The organism is Bacteroidota bacterium (assembly GCA_013696965.1).
In the GTDB taxonomy this organism is placed as follows: Bacteria; Bacteroidota; Bacteroidia; order JACCXN01; family JACCXN01; genus JACCXN01.
This window is the reverse complement of sequence record JACCXN010000079.1, coordinates 18,180-35,684: the sequence shown is the minus strand read 5'-3', so window position 1 is coordinate 35,684 and position 17,505 is coordinate 18,180. Positions and strand designations below refer to the sequence as shown.

General features: G+C 34.1%; 11 protein-coding genes. 1 reads left to right on the top strand and 10 read right to left on the bottom strand.

Features of this window, described 5'->3' with window-relative positions:
• Nucleotides 1-2 precede the first annotated feature (2 nt).
• Nucleotides 3-839 (top strand): orotidine-5'-phosphate decarboxylase, encoded by an 837-nt coding sequence (gene pyrF, locus H0V01_11640; GenBank protein MBA2584024.1) that lies wholly within the window; start codon nt 3-5, stop codon nt 837-839.
• A gap of 94 nt (nt 840-933) precedes the next feature.
• On the opposite strand, the gene H0V01_11635 is transcribed toward pyrF, so the two are convergent.
• The 10 genes from H0V01_11635 to H0V01_11590 all read right to left on the bottom strand — a co-directional run bounded on the left by H0V01_11635 (nt 934) and on the right by H0V01_11590 (nt 17,458).
• A complete protein-coding gene (locus H0V01_11635; GenBank protein ID MBA2584023.1) occupies nt 934-1,446 on the bottom strand; it encodes a hypothetical protein in 513 nt (170 codons plus the stop codon).
• 191 nt (nt 1,447-1,637) lie between these two features.
• Nucleotides 1,638-7,283, bottom strand: coding sequence for a gliding motility-associated C-terminal domain-containing protein (locus H0V01_11630; protein ID MBA2584022.1), 5,646 nt, complete (start codon nt 7,281-7,283; stop codon nt 1,638-1,640).
• Nucleotides 7,284-7,597: 314 nt separating this feature from the next.
• Entirely contained in the window at nt 7,598-8,155 is a 558-nt protein-coding gene (locus H0V01_11625; protein MBA2584021.1) for a hypothetical protein, read from the bottom strand.
• Nucleotides 8,145-8,768 carry a hypothetical protein gene (locus H0V01_11620; GenBank protein ID MBA2584020.1) on the bottom strand — a complete coding sequence of 208 codons (624 nt, stop codon included), beginning with the start codon at nt 8,766-8,768 and terminating at the stop codon, nt 8,145-8,147. The genes H0V01_11625 and H0V01_11620 overlap by 11 nt, the downstream gene beginning before the upstream one ends.
• A 35-nt stretch (nt 8,769-8,803) precedes the next feature.
• Nucleotides 8,804-10,669 (bottom strand): membrane protein insertase YidC, encoded by a 1,866-nt coding sequence (gene yidC / locus H0V01_11615; GenBank protein MBA2584019.1) that lies wholly within the window; start codon nt 10,667-10,669, stop codon nt 8,804-8,806.
• A gap of 158 nt (nt 10,670-10,827) precedes the next feature.
• Nucleotides 10,828-12,444 (bottom strand): CTP synthase, encoded by a 1,617-nt coding sequence (locus H0V01_11610; protein MBA2584018.1) that lies wholly within the window; start codon nt 12,442-12,444, stop codon nt 10,828-10,830.
• 238 nt (nt 12,445-12,682) lie between these two features.
• Nucleotides 12,683-15,061 (bottom strand): carboxypeptidase-like regulatory domain-containing protein, encoded by a 2,379-nt coding sequence (locus tag H0V01_11605; protein MBA2584017.1) that lies wholly within the window; start codon nt 15,059-15,061, stop codon nt 12,683-12,685.
• Nucleotides 15,062-15,104: 43 nt separating this feature from the next.
• Nucleotides 15,105-15,509 carry an EVE domain-containing protein gene (locus H0V01_11600; protein MBA2584016.1) on the bottom strand — a complete coding sequence of 135 codons (405 nt, stop codon included), beginning with the start codon at nt 15,507-15,509 and terminating at the stop codon, nt 15,105-15,107.
• Nucleotides 15,510-15,552: 43 nt separating this feature from the next.
• On the bottom strand, nt 15,553-16,554 hold the full coding sequence (holA, locus tag H0V01_11595; GenBank protein ID MBA2584015.1) for a DNA polymerase III subunit delta: 1,002 nt from the start codon (nt 16,552-16,554) through the stop codon (nt 15,553-15,555).
• Between the two features lie 127 nt (nt 16,555-16,681).
• Complete coding sequence (locus H0V01_11590) at nt 16,682-17,458, bottom strand: AMP nucleosidase (GenBank protein MBA2584014.1); 777 nt, start codon at nt 17,456-17,458, stop codon at nt 16,682-16,684.
• Nucleotides 17,459-17,505: the final 47 nt, after the last annotated feature.

Below are 17,505 nucleotides of genomic sequence, written 5' to 3'. Positions count from 1 at the left end.
AGATGAATAAAAGTGAAATAATAGCACAGATAAGGAAAAAGAAATCCTTTTTGTGTGTTGGTTTAGATACAGATGTTGATCAAATACCTGAACATTTATTAGAGTTTCAAGATCCCGTATTCGAATTTAACAGGCAAATAATTCTGGCAACACAGGAGCTTTGTATTGCATATAAGCCAAATATCGCTTTTTACGAATGTCTTGGTGTTAAAGGATGGCAGGCCCTTGAGAAAACAATGCATTTAATACCAAAAGATATTTTCACCATTGCTGATGCCAAAAGGGGAGATATCGGTAATACTTCCAAAAGGTATGCTGATACATTTTTTGGGAATGGTGCAACTGGATTGGATTTTGATTCTATAACTGTTGCTCCTTATATGGGGGCTGACTCTGTTAAACCTTTTTTAGATTATCCTGGAAAATGGGCTGTATTGCTTGGCCTTACTTCAAACCCGGGTGCCATGGATTTTCAGTTTATTCCAACATCAATTGATGATCAGAAAGTATATGAAAAAGTGTTAATTCGCTCACAAAAATGGGGATCCGAGGAAAACTTAATGTATGTAATTGGAGCTACAAGATCTGATTTGTTAACTAAGGTTAGAAAATTAATACCTAATCATTTCCTTCTTATTCCAGGAGTAGGAGCACAAGGAGGGGATTTAACCTCGGTTGCAGAATTTGGAATGACAAAAGAATGTGGCTTAATAGTAAATGCAGCCCGAAGCATTATTTATGCCTCTAAAGGAAAAGATTTTGCTGAAAGAGCAAGAGAAGAGGCTTTGAAAATTCAGAAAGAAATGGAATTGCTTCTGCAAAAAAAGAATGTAATTTAAACCTTCTTCATAAAGCCTCTACTTCAAAAATTTGATCAAAGAGTAAAGTATTTATACTTGAACCTTTTAAAATTGGACAAATTTAAAATCAATATTAAATGTTTATTTCAAGTAAAGCCTCAGATACATATTCCTTCTTGTTTTCAAATAATATTTTATTCTTGCATTTGTCTCTGATTTGATAAAAACTTACGCTACTGCCACCTATCTGAATAATTTTTTCATTTTCTTTTTTGGTTTCATTGAAAGAAACTATTATTTTGAATTTCTTTTCTTTAAATTCATTAGTTAAACGATTGGCTAATCTTTTTCCACATTCAATTGCTAAGGTTAAATATTCAAGTTCGCTTCTTGGATGTTCAATAAAATCCAATGGATGTATACTGTTTTCCTGGAATTCCAATGCGCATTTTTCCCCATCTGAAATTAAATTGATTCTTTCATGAACGTTAGGAGTTCCTTGTAAAATAATGCAATCGTTATTTGTTGTAAAATCACTTTTTAATATTTTTTCTAATTCAATTGGCAGATCAACTGTTTTGTTAAGAATTCCACTACCTGTTTGTAGCAGGTAGTCCTCCATTTCTTTATTTGTTTTGAAAATCATTTTTAACTTTTGGAGTTTTTAAGGTTTACTATTTTTTAATGATATTGATTAAAGATAATAATAAAAAAATCAGGTAATGAAAGGGTCTTAATAAATGAATAATGAAAAAGAAACAAGACATTTTTTGGGGTTATTTAGGGATTGAAAACAACCTCTAAAGCTATTGGCTTTGCTTTAAAAGTTTCTGAAATTTATCTTACGACAGTAACATGGCCAGTGTAATCATGCCAAATTCCAAATAAATCTTTTACTTTAATAACGTAAATATAAACATCAATTTGAACAAGATTTTTACCAGACCTTGTTCCATCCCAAGGAATTTCATAATCAAATGAACTAAAAATATTTTCACCCCATCTGTCATAGATATGCATTTCAAAATCTGCAATTCCAATACCGATACCAGTAAAACTATCATTAAGATTATCACCATCTGGTGTAAATGCGTTTGGAATAAAGAATGAAAATTCAGGAATAACTTTCATTTTTTTGCTTACTTGATCTGTACAGCCATAATTGTTGGAAACAATCAAATTAACTGTATACGATCCTGTATCAGCATAGGAATGTTTTGGATTTTGTTCATCTGAAAATTGTCCATCGTCAAAATCCCAATTCCAGGCGGTTGCTCCTATGGAATTATTGGTAATATTAATTTCTGGATTAATAAGGCCAATAGCATCAGGATTTATGGTGAAATCTGCATTAGGCCCGGGATAAACATTTACAAGTCCATTTGGGGATGATAAACTAATGCAACCATTGGGAGAAATTACAGTTAATGACACAGTATATTGTCCTGAAGAGGTATAAGTATAGATAGGCTTTTGAGCTGAAGAAAAAGTATTGTTACCAAAACTCCAATAATAACTAGAACCAGATTCCGTAACAGCACTTTCTTCAAATTGAACAGTAAGTGGAGCACAACCCTCAGCATATAAAGGTGAGAATGTAACCATAGGATAAGGATAAACAGTAATCTTTAAAGAATCATTAACTTGAATACCACAAGCATCAACAACATTTAAATAATAAGAAACAGTAGAATCAGGAAAAACAGTAAATGGCCCGGGTCCAGAGAATGTGGGATCATTCCAAGTATAAATATAACTTCCTCCTCCAGAACTGACATTAGCGCTTATTGTAGCATTGTCTCCTGCACAAATTAAGGATGGTGAAATAAAAGTGATTATAGGATTTTCAAAAACCTCAATTGTAATACTTTTTAAAACGCTAGAACATCCCATGCCATCAGTAACTATAAGGTTGTAGGTTGTTGTATTTTGAAGTGAAACAAAATGAGGATTTCCTTGTCCTAGTCCCTGATCCCAATTAAAAGTATAACCCCCGTTACCTCCATTGGCAAATCCTTCAAGGGTTACAGCATCTCCTTTACATATTGGACCCACTGGTGGTATAGATACAGTTATTGGAGTGGGTTCTGTTATAGGAAAACCTCCAGAAAGAGTACATCCGGAATTATCTGTTATTAGATAATTATATTGTCCAGGTTGTAGTCCTGTAATTAGCGAAGTAGAAGATCCATTTGGTGTCCAGGAATAATTATATGGAGCAGTGCCATTTATCGCTTCTATATTAATTAATCCGTCAGAATTTCCATTGCATGAAACATTTTTAACCTCTATTATATTTATATTTAAGGGAGTTGGTTCAACAATTAAAATTGTGAGGGAATCTTTGCAACCATTTTGATCAATTACTATTACGTCATAACTTCCTCCGGAAAGGTTACTTGCATTATTGGTTGTATTCGTACTGTTAATCCAGTTATAATTATAATTTGGAGTACCTCCATTTACTGTTAAGATAATTGATCCGTTATTGTCATTAGCACATAAAACATTTGTTGCAGTAATGGTAGTATTTATGGCTGAAGGCTCATTAACTTCATCACTTCCGTTTAGGATACATCCATTTAAATCACTTAATTGAAAAGAATAAACTCCAGCTGTTAATGCTGAAATTGTAAAGGTGGTTTCATTATTTGACCATAGAACTTCATAACCACCATTTCCTCCTGAAGGATTAACTGATATTTCACCGGTTTCTTCTCCAAAACAATTTGTATTTGTAGTGTTGATGGTGAATGCTAAGGCAAAAGCTGGTTCTGTAATTGCAACATTCCCAGTAATTTCACATCCGTTATTATCAGAAACTATATAAGCGTATTGTCCTCCTGCTAATCCTGTTACAAGAGGATTGGATGAAATTGATCCTGTCCATGCATAAGAATAGGGCTGGGTTCCTCCTGTTGCTTCTATTTCTATTAATCCGTCAGAATTTCCTGAACATAAAACATTAACCACATTTATTACATCTACAAGTAATGGGAGCGGTTCATTTATTGTAAAAATGACAGTATCTTGGCATCCATTTATATCGCTTAATATTACTTCGTAATTTCCTGCTGCTAAATCATTTGGGTTATTAGTAGAATAAGGAGCATTTATCCAGTTAAAAGAATAGGGGATGGTACCGCCATTTACATCAATAAGAACAGTACCTGTATTATCATTAGCACATAAAACATTTGTTGTTGATGTGGTTGTAATTAATTGTGTAGGTTCTAAAATTTCAACACTTCCGTTTACAATACATCCATTGGCATCACTCAACTGAAAGGTAAAAACTCCAGCTGAAAGTCCTGAGATTGAAAAAGTAGTTTCATTGTTCGACCATAGAATTTCATATCCCCCAGCTCCACCTGTAGGATTTAGTGTTGCTTCACCATTTATACCTTCAAAGCAACTAACATGAGTAGGGTCAATTGTATACCCAAGAATATCTAAGGGTTCTGTAATTGTAAAAACTTCTGTTGTAAAACATCCATTAATATCTGTAACAGTAACAGAATAGGTGCCAGCAAAAAGCCCGGTTGAAATAGAACTTGTTGATGCTGTTGAAGTCCATGAATATGAATAGGGGGTTGTTCCTCCAGAAGCCCAAACTGCGGCTTGACCAGTGTTTGCACCATTACATAAAACATTAATTAAAGAAATACTATCAACCCAAAGTTCACCAGGTTGATTGACATAAACGGGTAAAGTAGCAGTGCAACCATTAAGGTCAGTAGCTGTAACATTATAAAAACCAGCGGTTAAACCTGAAATAAAGGTATCAGTTGCACCATTTGACCAGGAATATGAATAACCAGGAGTGCCGCCAGAAGCAAGAGCAGAAGCTGATCCATTGCTTCCTAAAAAACAAGTAACATTTTGAACTGTAATATCCGAAAACGTAATTTCTGTTGGTTCCGTAAGTGTAATTCCAGCTGTGGCAGTACAACCATTATTGTCTTGTGCCGTAACGGCATAAGTACCAGCGGAAACACCTGTTGCTGTAGATCCTGTTGTATTTGTAGGGGTCCAGGAGTATGTGTATGAAGGTGTTCCTCCGGTTGTTTGGACTGTAGCCTCTCCATTTGATGAACCAAAACAACTAGGTTGTAGGGCGGATGAAATTGTGGTTATCAAGGGCTGAGGCTCAGTTATTGTAACACTAGGAGTAATAATGCAACCACCCTGATCAGAAACGGTAATGGTATAAGTTCCAGCATTCATGTTATTTGCTGTAGCTGCAACACCACCATAGGGTGACCAGGTGTAATTATAGGGTGCAGATCCCCCTTGGGGTAAAACAGTTGCAGAACCATCATTCCAATTAAAGCAACTAATAGTATTCAAAACACTTGTTTGGGCTGATAAAAGCGGGGATTCTATAACAATTGTAGTATCGAATTGTTGACAGCCCACTCCATCCGTTACAATAACTGAATAAGTTCCTGAAGGAACACTAGTTGTTGAGTTTGTAGAACCATTGCTCCATAAAAAATTAAAAGCAGGTGTACCTCCAAAAACATTTACATTAATTATTTTGGATGCCCCAAAACATATTATATCTGATAATGGAATATTTGCATTTAGTTCAGGATTTTCCACTACTTCAAAACAATCTGTGTTAACACATCCTGCATCATCAGTGACTGTTAAGCAATGATTTCCTCCATTAACAGTAATTCCTGAAGTAGTACTGCCGTTATTCCAATTGTAAATTAGTGTTCCAAAAGCACCTGTTGTAGCAGATATTAGAGTAGTTTGATCTCCAAAACAAACAAGTTGATTCCCACTAACAGTTACATCTAAAACACTATTTGTGGCAATAACTGAAACAGTATCCTTATCCATGCATCCTGCATCATCCGTAATTGTTACAATGTAGGTACCAGTATAAACGTTTATGTTTTGTGAAACATCTCCTGTATTCCACAAATAGGAATAAATACCAGTTCCTCCGATTCCGGATGCATTCACTGAAATAGCAGAATTACAAGCAATTGTACTGCTTGGAGATGCTGATGCTATTAAAGGAGGATTTTCAGGAACAGTAACTGAAACTGTTTGCACACATCCATAAGAATCAGCCACGGTAACAGAATATGTTCCACCTGTTGTTACTGAAATACTTTGGGAAGTTTCGCCTGTATTCCATGAAAAAGTAAATGGCGATGTACCTCCTGAAACATTGGCATAAAGGGTTTCGGTATTACCGGTACATAATACAGAAGGTGCAATAATATCAGTGAAAATACCTGGTAAAAATGTTATTTGAGCAATATCACTTACTTCAGGACAGCCTCCCAGACCTTGAGAAGTAAGTGTAAGGTTTACAAAACCTGCTGCAAGTTCAGCAGCAGAGGGATAATAAAATCCATTTATCGAATTGGCGCCAGGACTATAATTCCCATTTCCTCCAGTCCAAACTCCAGGTATTCCATTGGAGATACTTCCATTGAAAAATGCTGCACTATTACCACAGATTAAGTTGTCATTTGCAATTACAACAGGTATTAAATTCATAGTAACAGTTACACTTTCCATTATTGAAGGACAGCCAGGATAAGTCCCATCATGAATTTCAATAAAATAAGTTCCAGGTGTTGTTGCAAAATAGGTTGAACCACTATCCAGAATATTTCCCGAAGAATTTGTCCATAAAAAATTGTAGGAAAGGTCACCACCAGAGACAGAAGCAGTAAGAAGTATTCCTGGTTCATTTTCACAAAAAGCAGCTGGATTTGGAGAAATGGAAGCAAATAAAGGAGGAACAAAATTAACCCTAACAGTATCACAAACAGGAATATTAGGGGTACAAGGTTGGGCGTTAGGTATTCCACATACTACATAATCCACAAAAGCAGGATAACCAGCTTGGGGGGTTACCAAAGTTGAATCACAGCCAGAAGTACAATTTAAATAGCTATTGTATATACCACCACCTGTAATGTCATTCCAGGTAATAGTTGATTCAACCATACCAGATATATGAAGGGATTTATTGCAGCCATCCCCAATAACAATATCATTGCCCCAAACAGGACCAGCGATTGATGTAATTGCATAAGTGTTTTGATTGTTTCCCGGCTTACAAAAAGTAAGCGTATGAGGTCCAGGGCCACTAATGCATATGGGTTGACCAACTGGGGTTGGAGGACCACAAGCAATTTGATAATACATTGCTCCAGGAGGTACAGCACCCGAGACAATTGAAAAATTAATTGCAACAGCCTGAGGATCGAGTAAAATTGAAAATTCAATACAACGGTCAGGTGTTGAATTTGTGCAACAAAGACCAGCCCTCGGGACTGCAGGGGAGGATATAAAAGTCCCGGAAGGATTTCCAGATAAGTTTACATTAAAAAACGGGGTGATAGGGTCACAAAGTCCGGACTGTGAATAAGCTTTAAATCCAACAGTAAACAACGACAAAAACAAAATGAAACTAAATAAACTATTACACCACCATTTACTCTTTTTCATTATACTCTTAATAATTTTTTTCTACCACTTAGGTGGTCTTAATTTAGGGACGGTTTAATTTTTAAAGGTTGCTTTTTTTATTAATAAAAAGCCTTTCCTTTGTTCTCTTTTTGGATTTCTCTATCAAAAGTATAACATTTTTTTTCTAATTTGTTTAAAATTTTAGAATAACTGGATTATACTAAAAATAATTTTAATATAATCAATAAATACTTTTGTTTTGAGCAGGATATAGGAGGAGAAATTTAATAATTAGCACATTAAAAAATACAGGCAATTAGGCTTAAAAAAGTATAAAACAGGAGAGAAAATCATTAAAGTGGAATGAATTTTTTGGTAAAAAGCATTTGTTCAATAAAATTTTCAAAATCGCTAAGGCCTTTTATGGAACCTGCCCGATTATTTGTGCTTTTAACTTTTTTATTAACTCTTAAGGATGTTATTGTTGCAGGGAAATCTCCTGATTTTGTTGGGTATTCATTTTTGAATGAGAAATATTTAACTTCTTTCGCTTTTGCTGAAATTTTCTCCAAGTCGACTTTTGAAAACTTTACTAAAAACCGTCCGGTGTGAATTACATGATCACTTCCATCATAAATGGCATCTCCTGATTTGAAAATAATTAATTTGTAAACAGGACAAGTTCCTTTGCAGGGGGTTCTTTCAATAGTTGAGAAGATAAATTGATCATCCTTTGCAGAAACAATTTTTTTTGTTTCGAATTTTTTAAAATCAATATTCGAAGATGAGCTATCAGGAACTGCTTTCTTTTGAAAGCTACAGGATGAAAAAAATAGTGAAACTATTATGAAAAGAAAAGTAAATTTATGATTCTTTACTATCTGCACCCTACTGTTGGTTTTACTTGTCAAGTTCTTTAAATTCTTTTCGCATTAAAGTTTCATCTATATGTTTTTCAAAACCCTTCAATTCAGGAGGGCCTCCAACACGATTTGAAACTACTTTCACTTTTCCATTAATTCTTAGGGATGTAATGGTAGTAGGGAAATCTGTAACAGGAGAATCATATTCATCCTTTAGCTTAAAATAATTAATTTCATTTGCCTTATTTTCAATTTCCTTCATTTCCTCCAGTGAAAAATAAACCAGGAATCTTCCAGTTTTGTCAACATTTCTAATGCCTTGGTAAATTGCAAGACCTGATTTGAAAATCATTAATTTGTAAACAGGACAAGTTCCATAACAAGGTGTTTTTTCCATGGTAGCGAAAATAGTGTCATTTCCTTTGGCGGAAACAAAGTCCATGTTTTTAAGTTTTTCCACATTAGAAGACTGTTCAATACCAGATGAATTTAAAGAATTTTCTTTAGTCGAAACTGGGTTATTGTCTTTTGAACCAGGTAATTTATTTTCTGTTGATTGATTTACTTTATTTTCAGGAATGGTTTGTTTTTCTTTTGGTGTTTTACAGCCGAAAATGCTTATAGTAAATAATATAAAAACAATTAAAAATGGATTTTTCATAAAAATCAGTTTTAATAAAAGGAACAAATAAAGTATTATTTCTTAGGCATTTTATAACCTCTTTTCTTTGCGGCATCTTCCAATCGTTGTTGAAAAGAGGATTTTTTATCACTATCAGGCCTTTGTTTATGTACTTCTATTTTTGCCAACAATGCTTTATCATCAACCATGCGTTGCATTGCAAATTGTTGTCCAAAGGTAATGATATTCGCCAGGAAATAATAATAGCTAAGTCCTGCAGCATAATTATTAAATACACCAAGGAAAATAATTGGCATTAAGTACATCATCCATTTCATTTGGGCCATTTCAGGGCTTGCAGATAACTGGCTGTTCATCCTGGTATATAAAATTGTGGAAATGGTCATTAATATGGTAAATAAACTAACATGATCACCATAAAAGGGAATATTAAAAGGCAGGCTTGCTATTGAATCGAAAGTAGACAAATCCTCTGCCCACAGGAAGCTTTGTTGACGAAGTTCAATGGATGCAGGGAAAAAACGAAACAATGCGATAAGAATAGGAAATTGCAAAAGCATTGGAATACAGCCACCGAATGGACTTACTCCCGCTTTTTTATACAGGGCCATTACTGCTTGTTGTTTTTTCATAGCCTCATCCTTAGAGAACTTTTTATTCAGTTCATCAATTTCAGGTTTAAGCACCTTCATTTTAGCAGTGGACAAATAAGCCTTATAGGTAAGGGGAAATAAAACCAATTTAATAATAAGCGTTAATATTAAAATGACAATCCCAAAACTCATGTCAAACCCTGCAAGCATATTAAATACAGGTATTACAAGGAATTGGTTTACCCATCCAAAAATGCCCCAACCAAGAGGAACAATGTGTTGAAGTTCAAATCCATTTCTTTTTAAAGTTTGATAATGGTTTGGTCCTAGGTAAAGTGCCATATCATACTTCTCGGTCTTAGTGTGGTTATATTTAACACCAAGGCTTGCAGAAAGTCTTTTTACATATTCAGGTTCATTAGGATCAACTGCAGATTCAATTACAGAAGTATTTTGTTCAAAATTTTGCTCATTGATAATTACAGTTGAAAAAAATTGTTGCTTTAAACCTACCCAGGTAGTTGGTTTTTCCAAAACGGCTTTATCGTCACTGGTTTCGGAAAGATAATCAACACCATCATCATTTTTAAAATAAATTGTGGTGTTCATCCTTTGGTTTTCCATGCTTTTTTCCTGGTCGGGTGCAAGTAAACTCCAGTTTAAATCAAGGTGCTTTGTTTCCTGTGAAATTACATCATTAAGTCCATGGACAATCACATCAAAATTTAATAAATATGAATTTCCTTTCAAACCATATACATAGTCAATATACCTGCCTTGGCCTGCATCCATTCTTAATGTAAAAGAGGAAGAATCTTCCCCTGTAACCATTTTAGGTTCGTTAATTGGTGTGAAAAACAAATCACCTGTTGAAATTTGGGTATTATCGGCTTTAAAATTAAAAGCAAAAGCGGATGTCTTTTCTTCGAATAGATATAAAGGCAGCGAATCGTAGGTTTTGTAATTTTTTAATTCCGCAGATACTATGCGTCCTCCTTTTGAACTGATTTTTAATCGGAGCAATTCATTTTCATAAATCCAGTATTCCGCTTCCCCTACCGCTGCATTTGCAAAAACTCCAAATTGTGTACGAAGTTTTTCATTTAACAAGGTGTTTTCTAAAGAATCTGGAATAGCATCGGCAAGAGGAGCCTCATCAAATATTTCTGAATTTTGAATTGCTTTTTTTTCTGCCTGAACAGTTGCAATTGAATCCTGTTTTATTCTTGCAGCTTCAATTTCTTCTTGAGATGGGGTATTCCAAACGCTGTAACCAATTAGAATTGCAGCTATAAGTAAAAGTCCAATGATGGAATTCTTATCCATTTTATATGTTTAATTTTAAAAAACGCAAAGATAATATTAATTAAGGTAAAGGTGTTTTATTGTTAGTAAAAACAACATTAAAAAATGTTGTTTTTATCTGATTATTGATTTGTGAAATAAACAATGAAAAAGTCTCATTTAAAACACTGGAAAAAAAATTATTCAACCAGTTCCCTGATTTCAATGGCTGCTTTAACAAAGTGCACAAAAAGCGGATGTGGATTGGCAACAGTGCTTTTATATTCTGGATGGAATTGTACTCCAACAAACCAGGGATGATCCTTAATCTCAATTATTTCTACAAGACCTTCAGGATTAATTCCTGATGCCATCATACCTGCTTTTTCAAAATCATTTTTATATTCATTATTGAATTCATATCTGTGGCGGTGCCTTTCAGAAATTTCATTCTTTTTATATATTTCAAAAGCCTTTGTATCATTTTGGATCAAACAAGGATAAGCTCCAAGTCTCATTGTACCACCTTTTTCGGAAACTTTTTTCTGTTCTTCCATTATAGAAATAACAGGATGGGAAGTATTCCCATTCATTTCTTTTGAATGAGCATCTGCCCATCCTAAAACATTCCTTGCAAATTCAACCACAGCACATTGCATTCCAAGGCAAATTCCGAAGAAAGGAAGATTATTTTCTCTGGAAAATTTAATTGCTGATATTTTTCCTTCAATGCCTCTTTCACCAAATCCGGGAGCTACTATAATACCTTTTAAACCCCAAAGTTTTTCTGCTACATTCTGCTCATTAATATCAGAGGAATGCAACCAGGTTATTTTTATACAGCAATCATTAGAAGCTCCGGCATGAATAAGGGATTCAACAATTGATTTATAAGAATCTTTAAGTTCAATATATTTTCCAATAAGGCCAATATTAATTTCCATTTTTGGATTTTTCAACTTGTAAAGGAATTCTTCCCATCGCTTTAAATCCAATGGTTCGGGAATATTCATTTTCAATTTATTTAAAACCACAAGATCCAGCTCTTCCTCCTTCATCATGAGTGGCACATCATAAATACTCTGAGCATCTATGGATTGAATTACTGCATTTGCAGCAACATTACAAAATAATGCCACTTTATTTCTTATTTCCTTAGAAATATGGTGTTCTGTTCTGCAAACAAGAATGTCTGGTTGAATTCCATATTCAAGCAACATTTTTACGGAATGCTGTGTGGGCTTTGTTTTAAGTTCTCCTGCAGCAGCTAGATATGGAACCAAAGTAAGGTGGATAACAAGACACTGGCCTTCCATTTGCCACTTTAATTGCCTCACAGCTTCAATATATGGAAGAGATTCTATATCTCCAACTGTACCTCCAATTTCTGTTATTACAAAATCATAATTTCCTGTATTTCCTAAAAGTTGGATTCTTCTTTTTATTTCATCGGTAATATGCGGGACTACCTGCACTGTTTTTCCCAAATAAGCACCTTCACGCTCTTTATTTATAACATACTGATAAATTCTGCCTGTAGTAACATTATTTGCCTGGGAAGTAGGTGTATTTAAAAACCTTTCATAATGGCCTAAATCCAAATCGGTTTCTGCACCATCATCGGTAACAAAACATTCACCATGTTCATAAGGATTAAGTGTTCCCGGATCAATATTTATGTAAGGATCAAGTTTTTGAATGGTAACAGAATACCCTCTTCCTTGCAATAATTTAGCTAATGAGGCTGAGATTATTCCTTTCCCTAAAGAAGAAGTTACACCTCCTGTAACGAATATGTATTTGGTTGGGGATGACATTGGGAAGCGTTGTTTTCTTTGATTTTTATTATGTTAATCCTGCAAAAATAGTAATTATTCAGTGTCAATAAAACAATAATTAACTATTGTTTATAATTTAGTTAATCCGTGTTTTATGGAATGATGAATAAATTTAAACGAAAAAGAAGTGTCAGGTATTGGATGAAAGGTGGTTTAATGAAAGGTTTTTAAAATAACAAGGACCTTTTTTAATATTAAACAAAGTGAATTAAAACCACTAAAAAGTCAAGCTCATGCCCAGTGATGGAAGAATAGGAAGCTGATTTACCCTCTCGTACCTTACCCTGTCAAAATAAAAGATATTTTCCCTGTTGTATGCATTTGTAACACTAAATACAGTTTCAAGGGTTGATCTTTGAGAAATTTCAAATTTCCTTTTTAAGGTAAGGTCAAGACGGTGGTAGGTTGGAAGCCTTTGGCTATTTAAATCGCCATAAATTATCCCCAGTTCCCCGTTTGTACTTGTATAATCGGTATTGGTTCCTCCACTAAAAGTGTTGTTTTCATAAAATCCTTGAGTAGGGGTAAATGGAAAACCTGTACCATAATTCCAACGGGCATCAAATTCCCAATTAAGGTCTTTGCCAAAGGTATAGGAAGCCACAAAATTTACATTATGTCTTCTGTCAAAAACAGGGTAATATAGTTTTTTTCCATCCCAGCGATCAACATAAGACATTGAATATACTACCCATACATATAATTTTTTAATGTCATACTTCAATAAAAAATCAATTCCTTTTGCTGTTCCGGTTTCAATAATAAAATCTTTTTTCAATTCATCCGGTTTAGTAGTGGATGTATTGTCATCATTAAAGATTTTGTTCCTGTTGATATTTGTTAATTGTGTGAAATTTTTATTGTACACCTCAACGTTTAATGTAATGTTTTTTGTAAGGTCAATTTCAGTTCCCAAAATCAGGTGATTGGCTTTTTGCAGTTTATGGGTAACTTCCCGGGTTGTACCATCCTTGTCTGTAAATTTTCCTGGGATATTATCAGAGCCTGAAAGAAAGCCATAAAATAAATTAACAACATCCCTGTCAGAAACAGCACTTATGAGGTTTTGAGAATATAAACCACCAGATGCTTTAATTCTAAAACGGTCACCAATGTTATACTTTGCTCCCAGTCGGGGTTCAGGTGAGAAATTATCCATTGAAGCATAGTATTGTGCTCTAAAGCTTGGGTCAACCACTAAATTTCCAATAACAAATTTATATTTCACAAATGCTCCGAATTCAGTGGTATTCTGGTTTTGTTCGATTTTTCTGTTCAAGGAATTAAAAAACTCAAATTCAGTTTGGAATCCTAATACTTCAAGTCCATATTTTAATTCATTTTCTCCCTGGTAGTATGTAAAGTTCAAGCCCAGGTTAAAACCATCAATCTTGCTCCTTCTTGGACTCAAATCTTTTTCCTCCATAGTAATATCGTAAGAGGAATAAGCAAAATTTCCTTCAACAAGCATTGGAGTTCCAGTAGGCACAAGCACAAAATTTGAACCTCCGCCAAATGATTTCCAATTTAAATCAGAAATGGCCTGATACTTAACTTTATCGTTAAAGCTAAAACCAAAAAGATTTATTTTACTGCCATTTTCAGCACTAAAGGAAACTTTTCCATAATAATCAGAAAAATTAAAGGGCAAGCCTGCCGTATCTGCATAAGTATAAAACAAACGTGAGCTTTGAGCCAAATAGGAATTTTTTGCAGATACAATAAAGGATGAACTACCTCCTGTAAAATCTTCTTTTTGTTTGAAAATGGGACCTTCGATAAGTGTTTTAGTACCAAAGGTAGAGGCAGCAACTTTTCCAGAAATGCGTTTTTTGTTTCCGTCCCTTGTTTTAATATCCATTATTGAAGAAATCCGGCCTCCATATTCAGCCCCAAATCCTCCGGTGTATATATCTGCATTTCTAATAATGTCAGTATCAAATACAGAAAACAAACCAATGGAGTGGAAGGGGTTATAAATGATCATTCCATCCATTAGTACCTTGTTTTGAACAGGAGAACCACCCCTGATATATAATTGTCCACCCTGATCTCCGGTAAAAATAACTCCTGGTAATACCTGCAAATACTGGGCAAGGTCAGCCTCACCGCCCACTGTTGGGACTTGTTTTATATCTTTAGGTGTAATTGCAACCACGGAGTTCCTTACCTCTGTTTTAGCTTCTTGTTTATCAGCTGAAATGCTAAAAGCCTTAAGGGAAACAGTAGATTTTTCCAATGTGATTCTTTTGTTGGCTATTTCACCGGCTTTTAAAGATACCTTTACATTAACTGTCTCATAACCTAAATAGGTTACTTCAATAATATGATCTCCTGCCGGGACTTTGGTGATTTGATAATATCCATTTACATCTGTTGAGGCCCCAAGGGTAGTTCCTTTTACAATTACATTTGTAAAAATAACTGGTTCTCCTGTTTCCTTTTCGTAAACAAAACCTCTGATATTGCCTGTTTGAGCAAAGGAAACTGAAGTTGCTAAAATTAGGATTGAGAGCAATGGCACAACTTTTCGAAGAAAATGGATTAACATGTTTTTTTGATTTGGGTTGCCAAAAGTAACTATTTCGAGCAACAATAAAATTAGTTTTTTTATTTTTTATTTTAATAAATGGAAACCTTTAACTTCCCAACTCTAGAATTTTATCAAATTCTTCCTTTTTCAAGGCCATTACGGACAATCTTCCTTGTTTTACAAGGCCTATATTCTCAAGTGCGGGAACTGATTTTATTTTTGTAAGGCTTACTGGTTTTTTAAGTGTCTTGAATGGTTTTAAATCAACTACAACCCAATTTTTATCCTCAGTAGTGGGATCCTGGTAATATTCCTTAACAACCTTTGCAATCCCCACAACTTCCATTCCCACATTGCTATGGTAAAAAAGCACCAAATCTCCTTTTTTCATTTCTTTGAGATTATTTCTGGCCTGGTAATTTCTTACCCCATCCCAAAATGTTGTGCCTCCTTTTAAAAATTGTTCCCAACTAAATTTCACAGGCTCAGATTTAACTAACCAATAATTCATTCTTAAAATTAAATTTGAATTTATAAAACCATTTTATTTTTGTTCAATGTAGAACCTTAAAAATAAGTTCTTTTAAAAGTTCACCATCATTGGCTGAAGTATTTTCAACTCCCTTGGATTTTAAATCATACATTCGCAAAAGGCCAATTATTTCAACGGTTTTACGAATATCGTAATTTTTAGCGGCTTCTACATACTCTTTTACAAAAAAAGGATTTATTTTCAATGCTAAGGCCACAGCTCTCTCCGATTTGTCTTTTGCATAATGAAAAGCCAGGATGTTGCTGAAGTATGAAAATAAAGCGGAGATAGTTAGTACAAGAGGATTGTTTTTAGGGTTGTTTTCAAAATAATTAATAATTTGATTGGATTTGAAAATGTTTTTATTTCCTAGGGCTTTCTGCAACTCGAAATTATTAAAATCTTTGCTAATGCCAATGTATTTTTCAATATGAGCAGGTGAAATTTCAGTTTTTTCAGAGATGTTAAGCAATAACTTGTCAAGTTCATTGGCTATTTTGCTTAAGTCGGTACCTAAAAACTCATTCATTAACACTGCTGCCTTAGGTGAAATTGAACCGCCTTTGTTAGCGAGGTAATTATTTATCCAATCGGGAACCTGGTAATCACGAAGCTTTTTTGTATCCAGGACAACAGCCATTTGTCCAAGTGATTTTCCAAAGCTTTTTCTTTTGTCCAGGCTTTTATATTTATGGCAAATAATAAGGATTGTAGTGGAAAGTGGATTTTTAAGGTACGGTTCCAGCTCTTCGATGTTTTTTACATTTTGAGCCTCCTTAACTATCACTACCTGGTATTTCCCAATCATAGGATAGCGTTTGGCTTCACTAATAATTGTAGAAACATTGATGTCCCTGCCATATAATATGCTTAGATTAAATTCTTTTTCAGCATCATCCAGAATATTGTTTGAAGCAAAATCAGATATTACATCTATAAAGTAAGGTTCCTCACCCATTAAAAAATATACAGGATGATATATTTTTTTTTTCAGATTGGCAATTATGGCATTAAATTCCTTCATTGTTTTTATTGTAATTAATTGCCAAAGGGTTTAGTATATATAATGGTTTTAATTCTTTAAATTTTAAAATCAGAATTTAATGTTTTATTGATTTAACAAGTAAACGAATAATTTATTCAAACTTATATTACTCCTCAAACCTCAAATGCTTTACAGTTAAACCATGATTTATCAATTGTTTTAAGGAATCAATGCCAATTTTAATATGATTTTCAACAAAGCGGGCGGTTACAATAAGATCACTGTCGGCAGTCTTAACTCCTTCAGGAACCATAGGCTGATCAGAAACCAAAAGTAATGCACCTGTAGGAATATGATTAGCAAAACCAATTGAGAAAATAGTTGCGGATTCCATATCAATGCCCATGCAACGGATTGTTCTTAAATAGTCCTTAAAATCCTCGTCATGTTCCCAAACTCTTCTGTTGGTTGTATAAACTGTTCCTGTCCAATAATCCAGATTAAAGTCTCTGATGGTTGTTGAAACAGCCTTTTGCAAACTAAAAGCAGGCAAAGCAGGTACTTCAGGAGGGAAATAATCATCTGATGTTCCTTCTCCTCGTATAGCTGCAATGGGAAGAATCAAATCGCCTATGTTGTTCTTTTTTTTAAGGCCACCACATTTGCCCAGAAATAATACTCCTTTTGGATTAATGGAACTTAATAAATCCATTATGGTGGCAGCATTTGCACTTCCCATTCCAAAATTTATAATAGTAATTCCTTCTGCAGTTGCATTTGGCATTGGCCGATCAAGACCTTTAATTTCTACCAAATGCCATTCGGCAAATAATTCAACATAGCGGCTGAAATTTGTTAATAAAATATATTCTCCAAATTCATTTAAAGGAGTTCCTGTATAACGAGGAAGCCAATTCTCCACAATTTCTTTTTTTGTCTTCATTATACAGTTGTTTTCTTTTGGAATTTTTTAAATTTGAAAAAAATAAA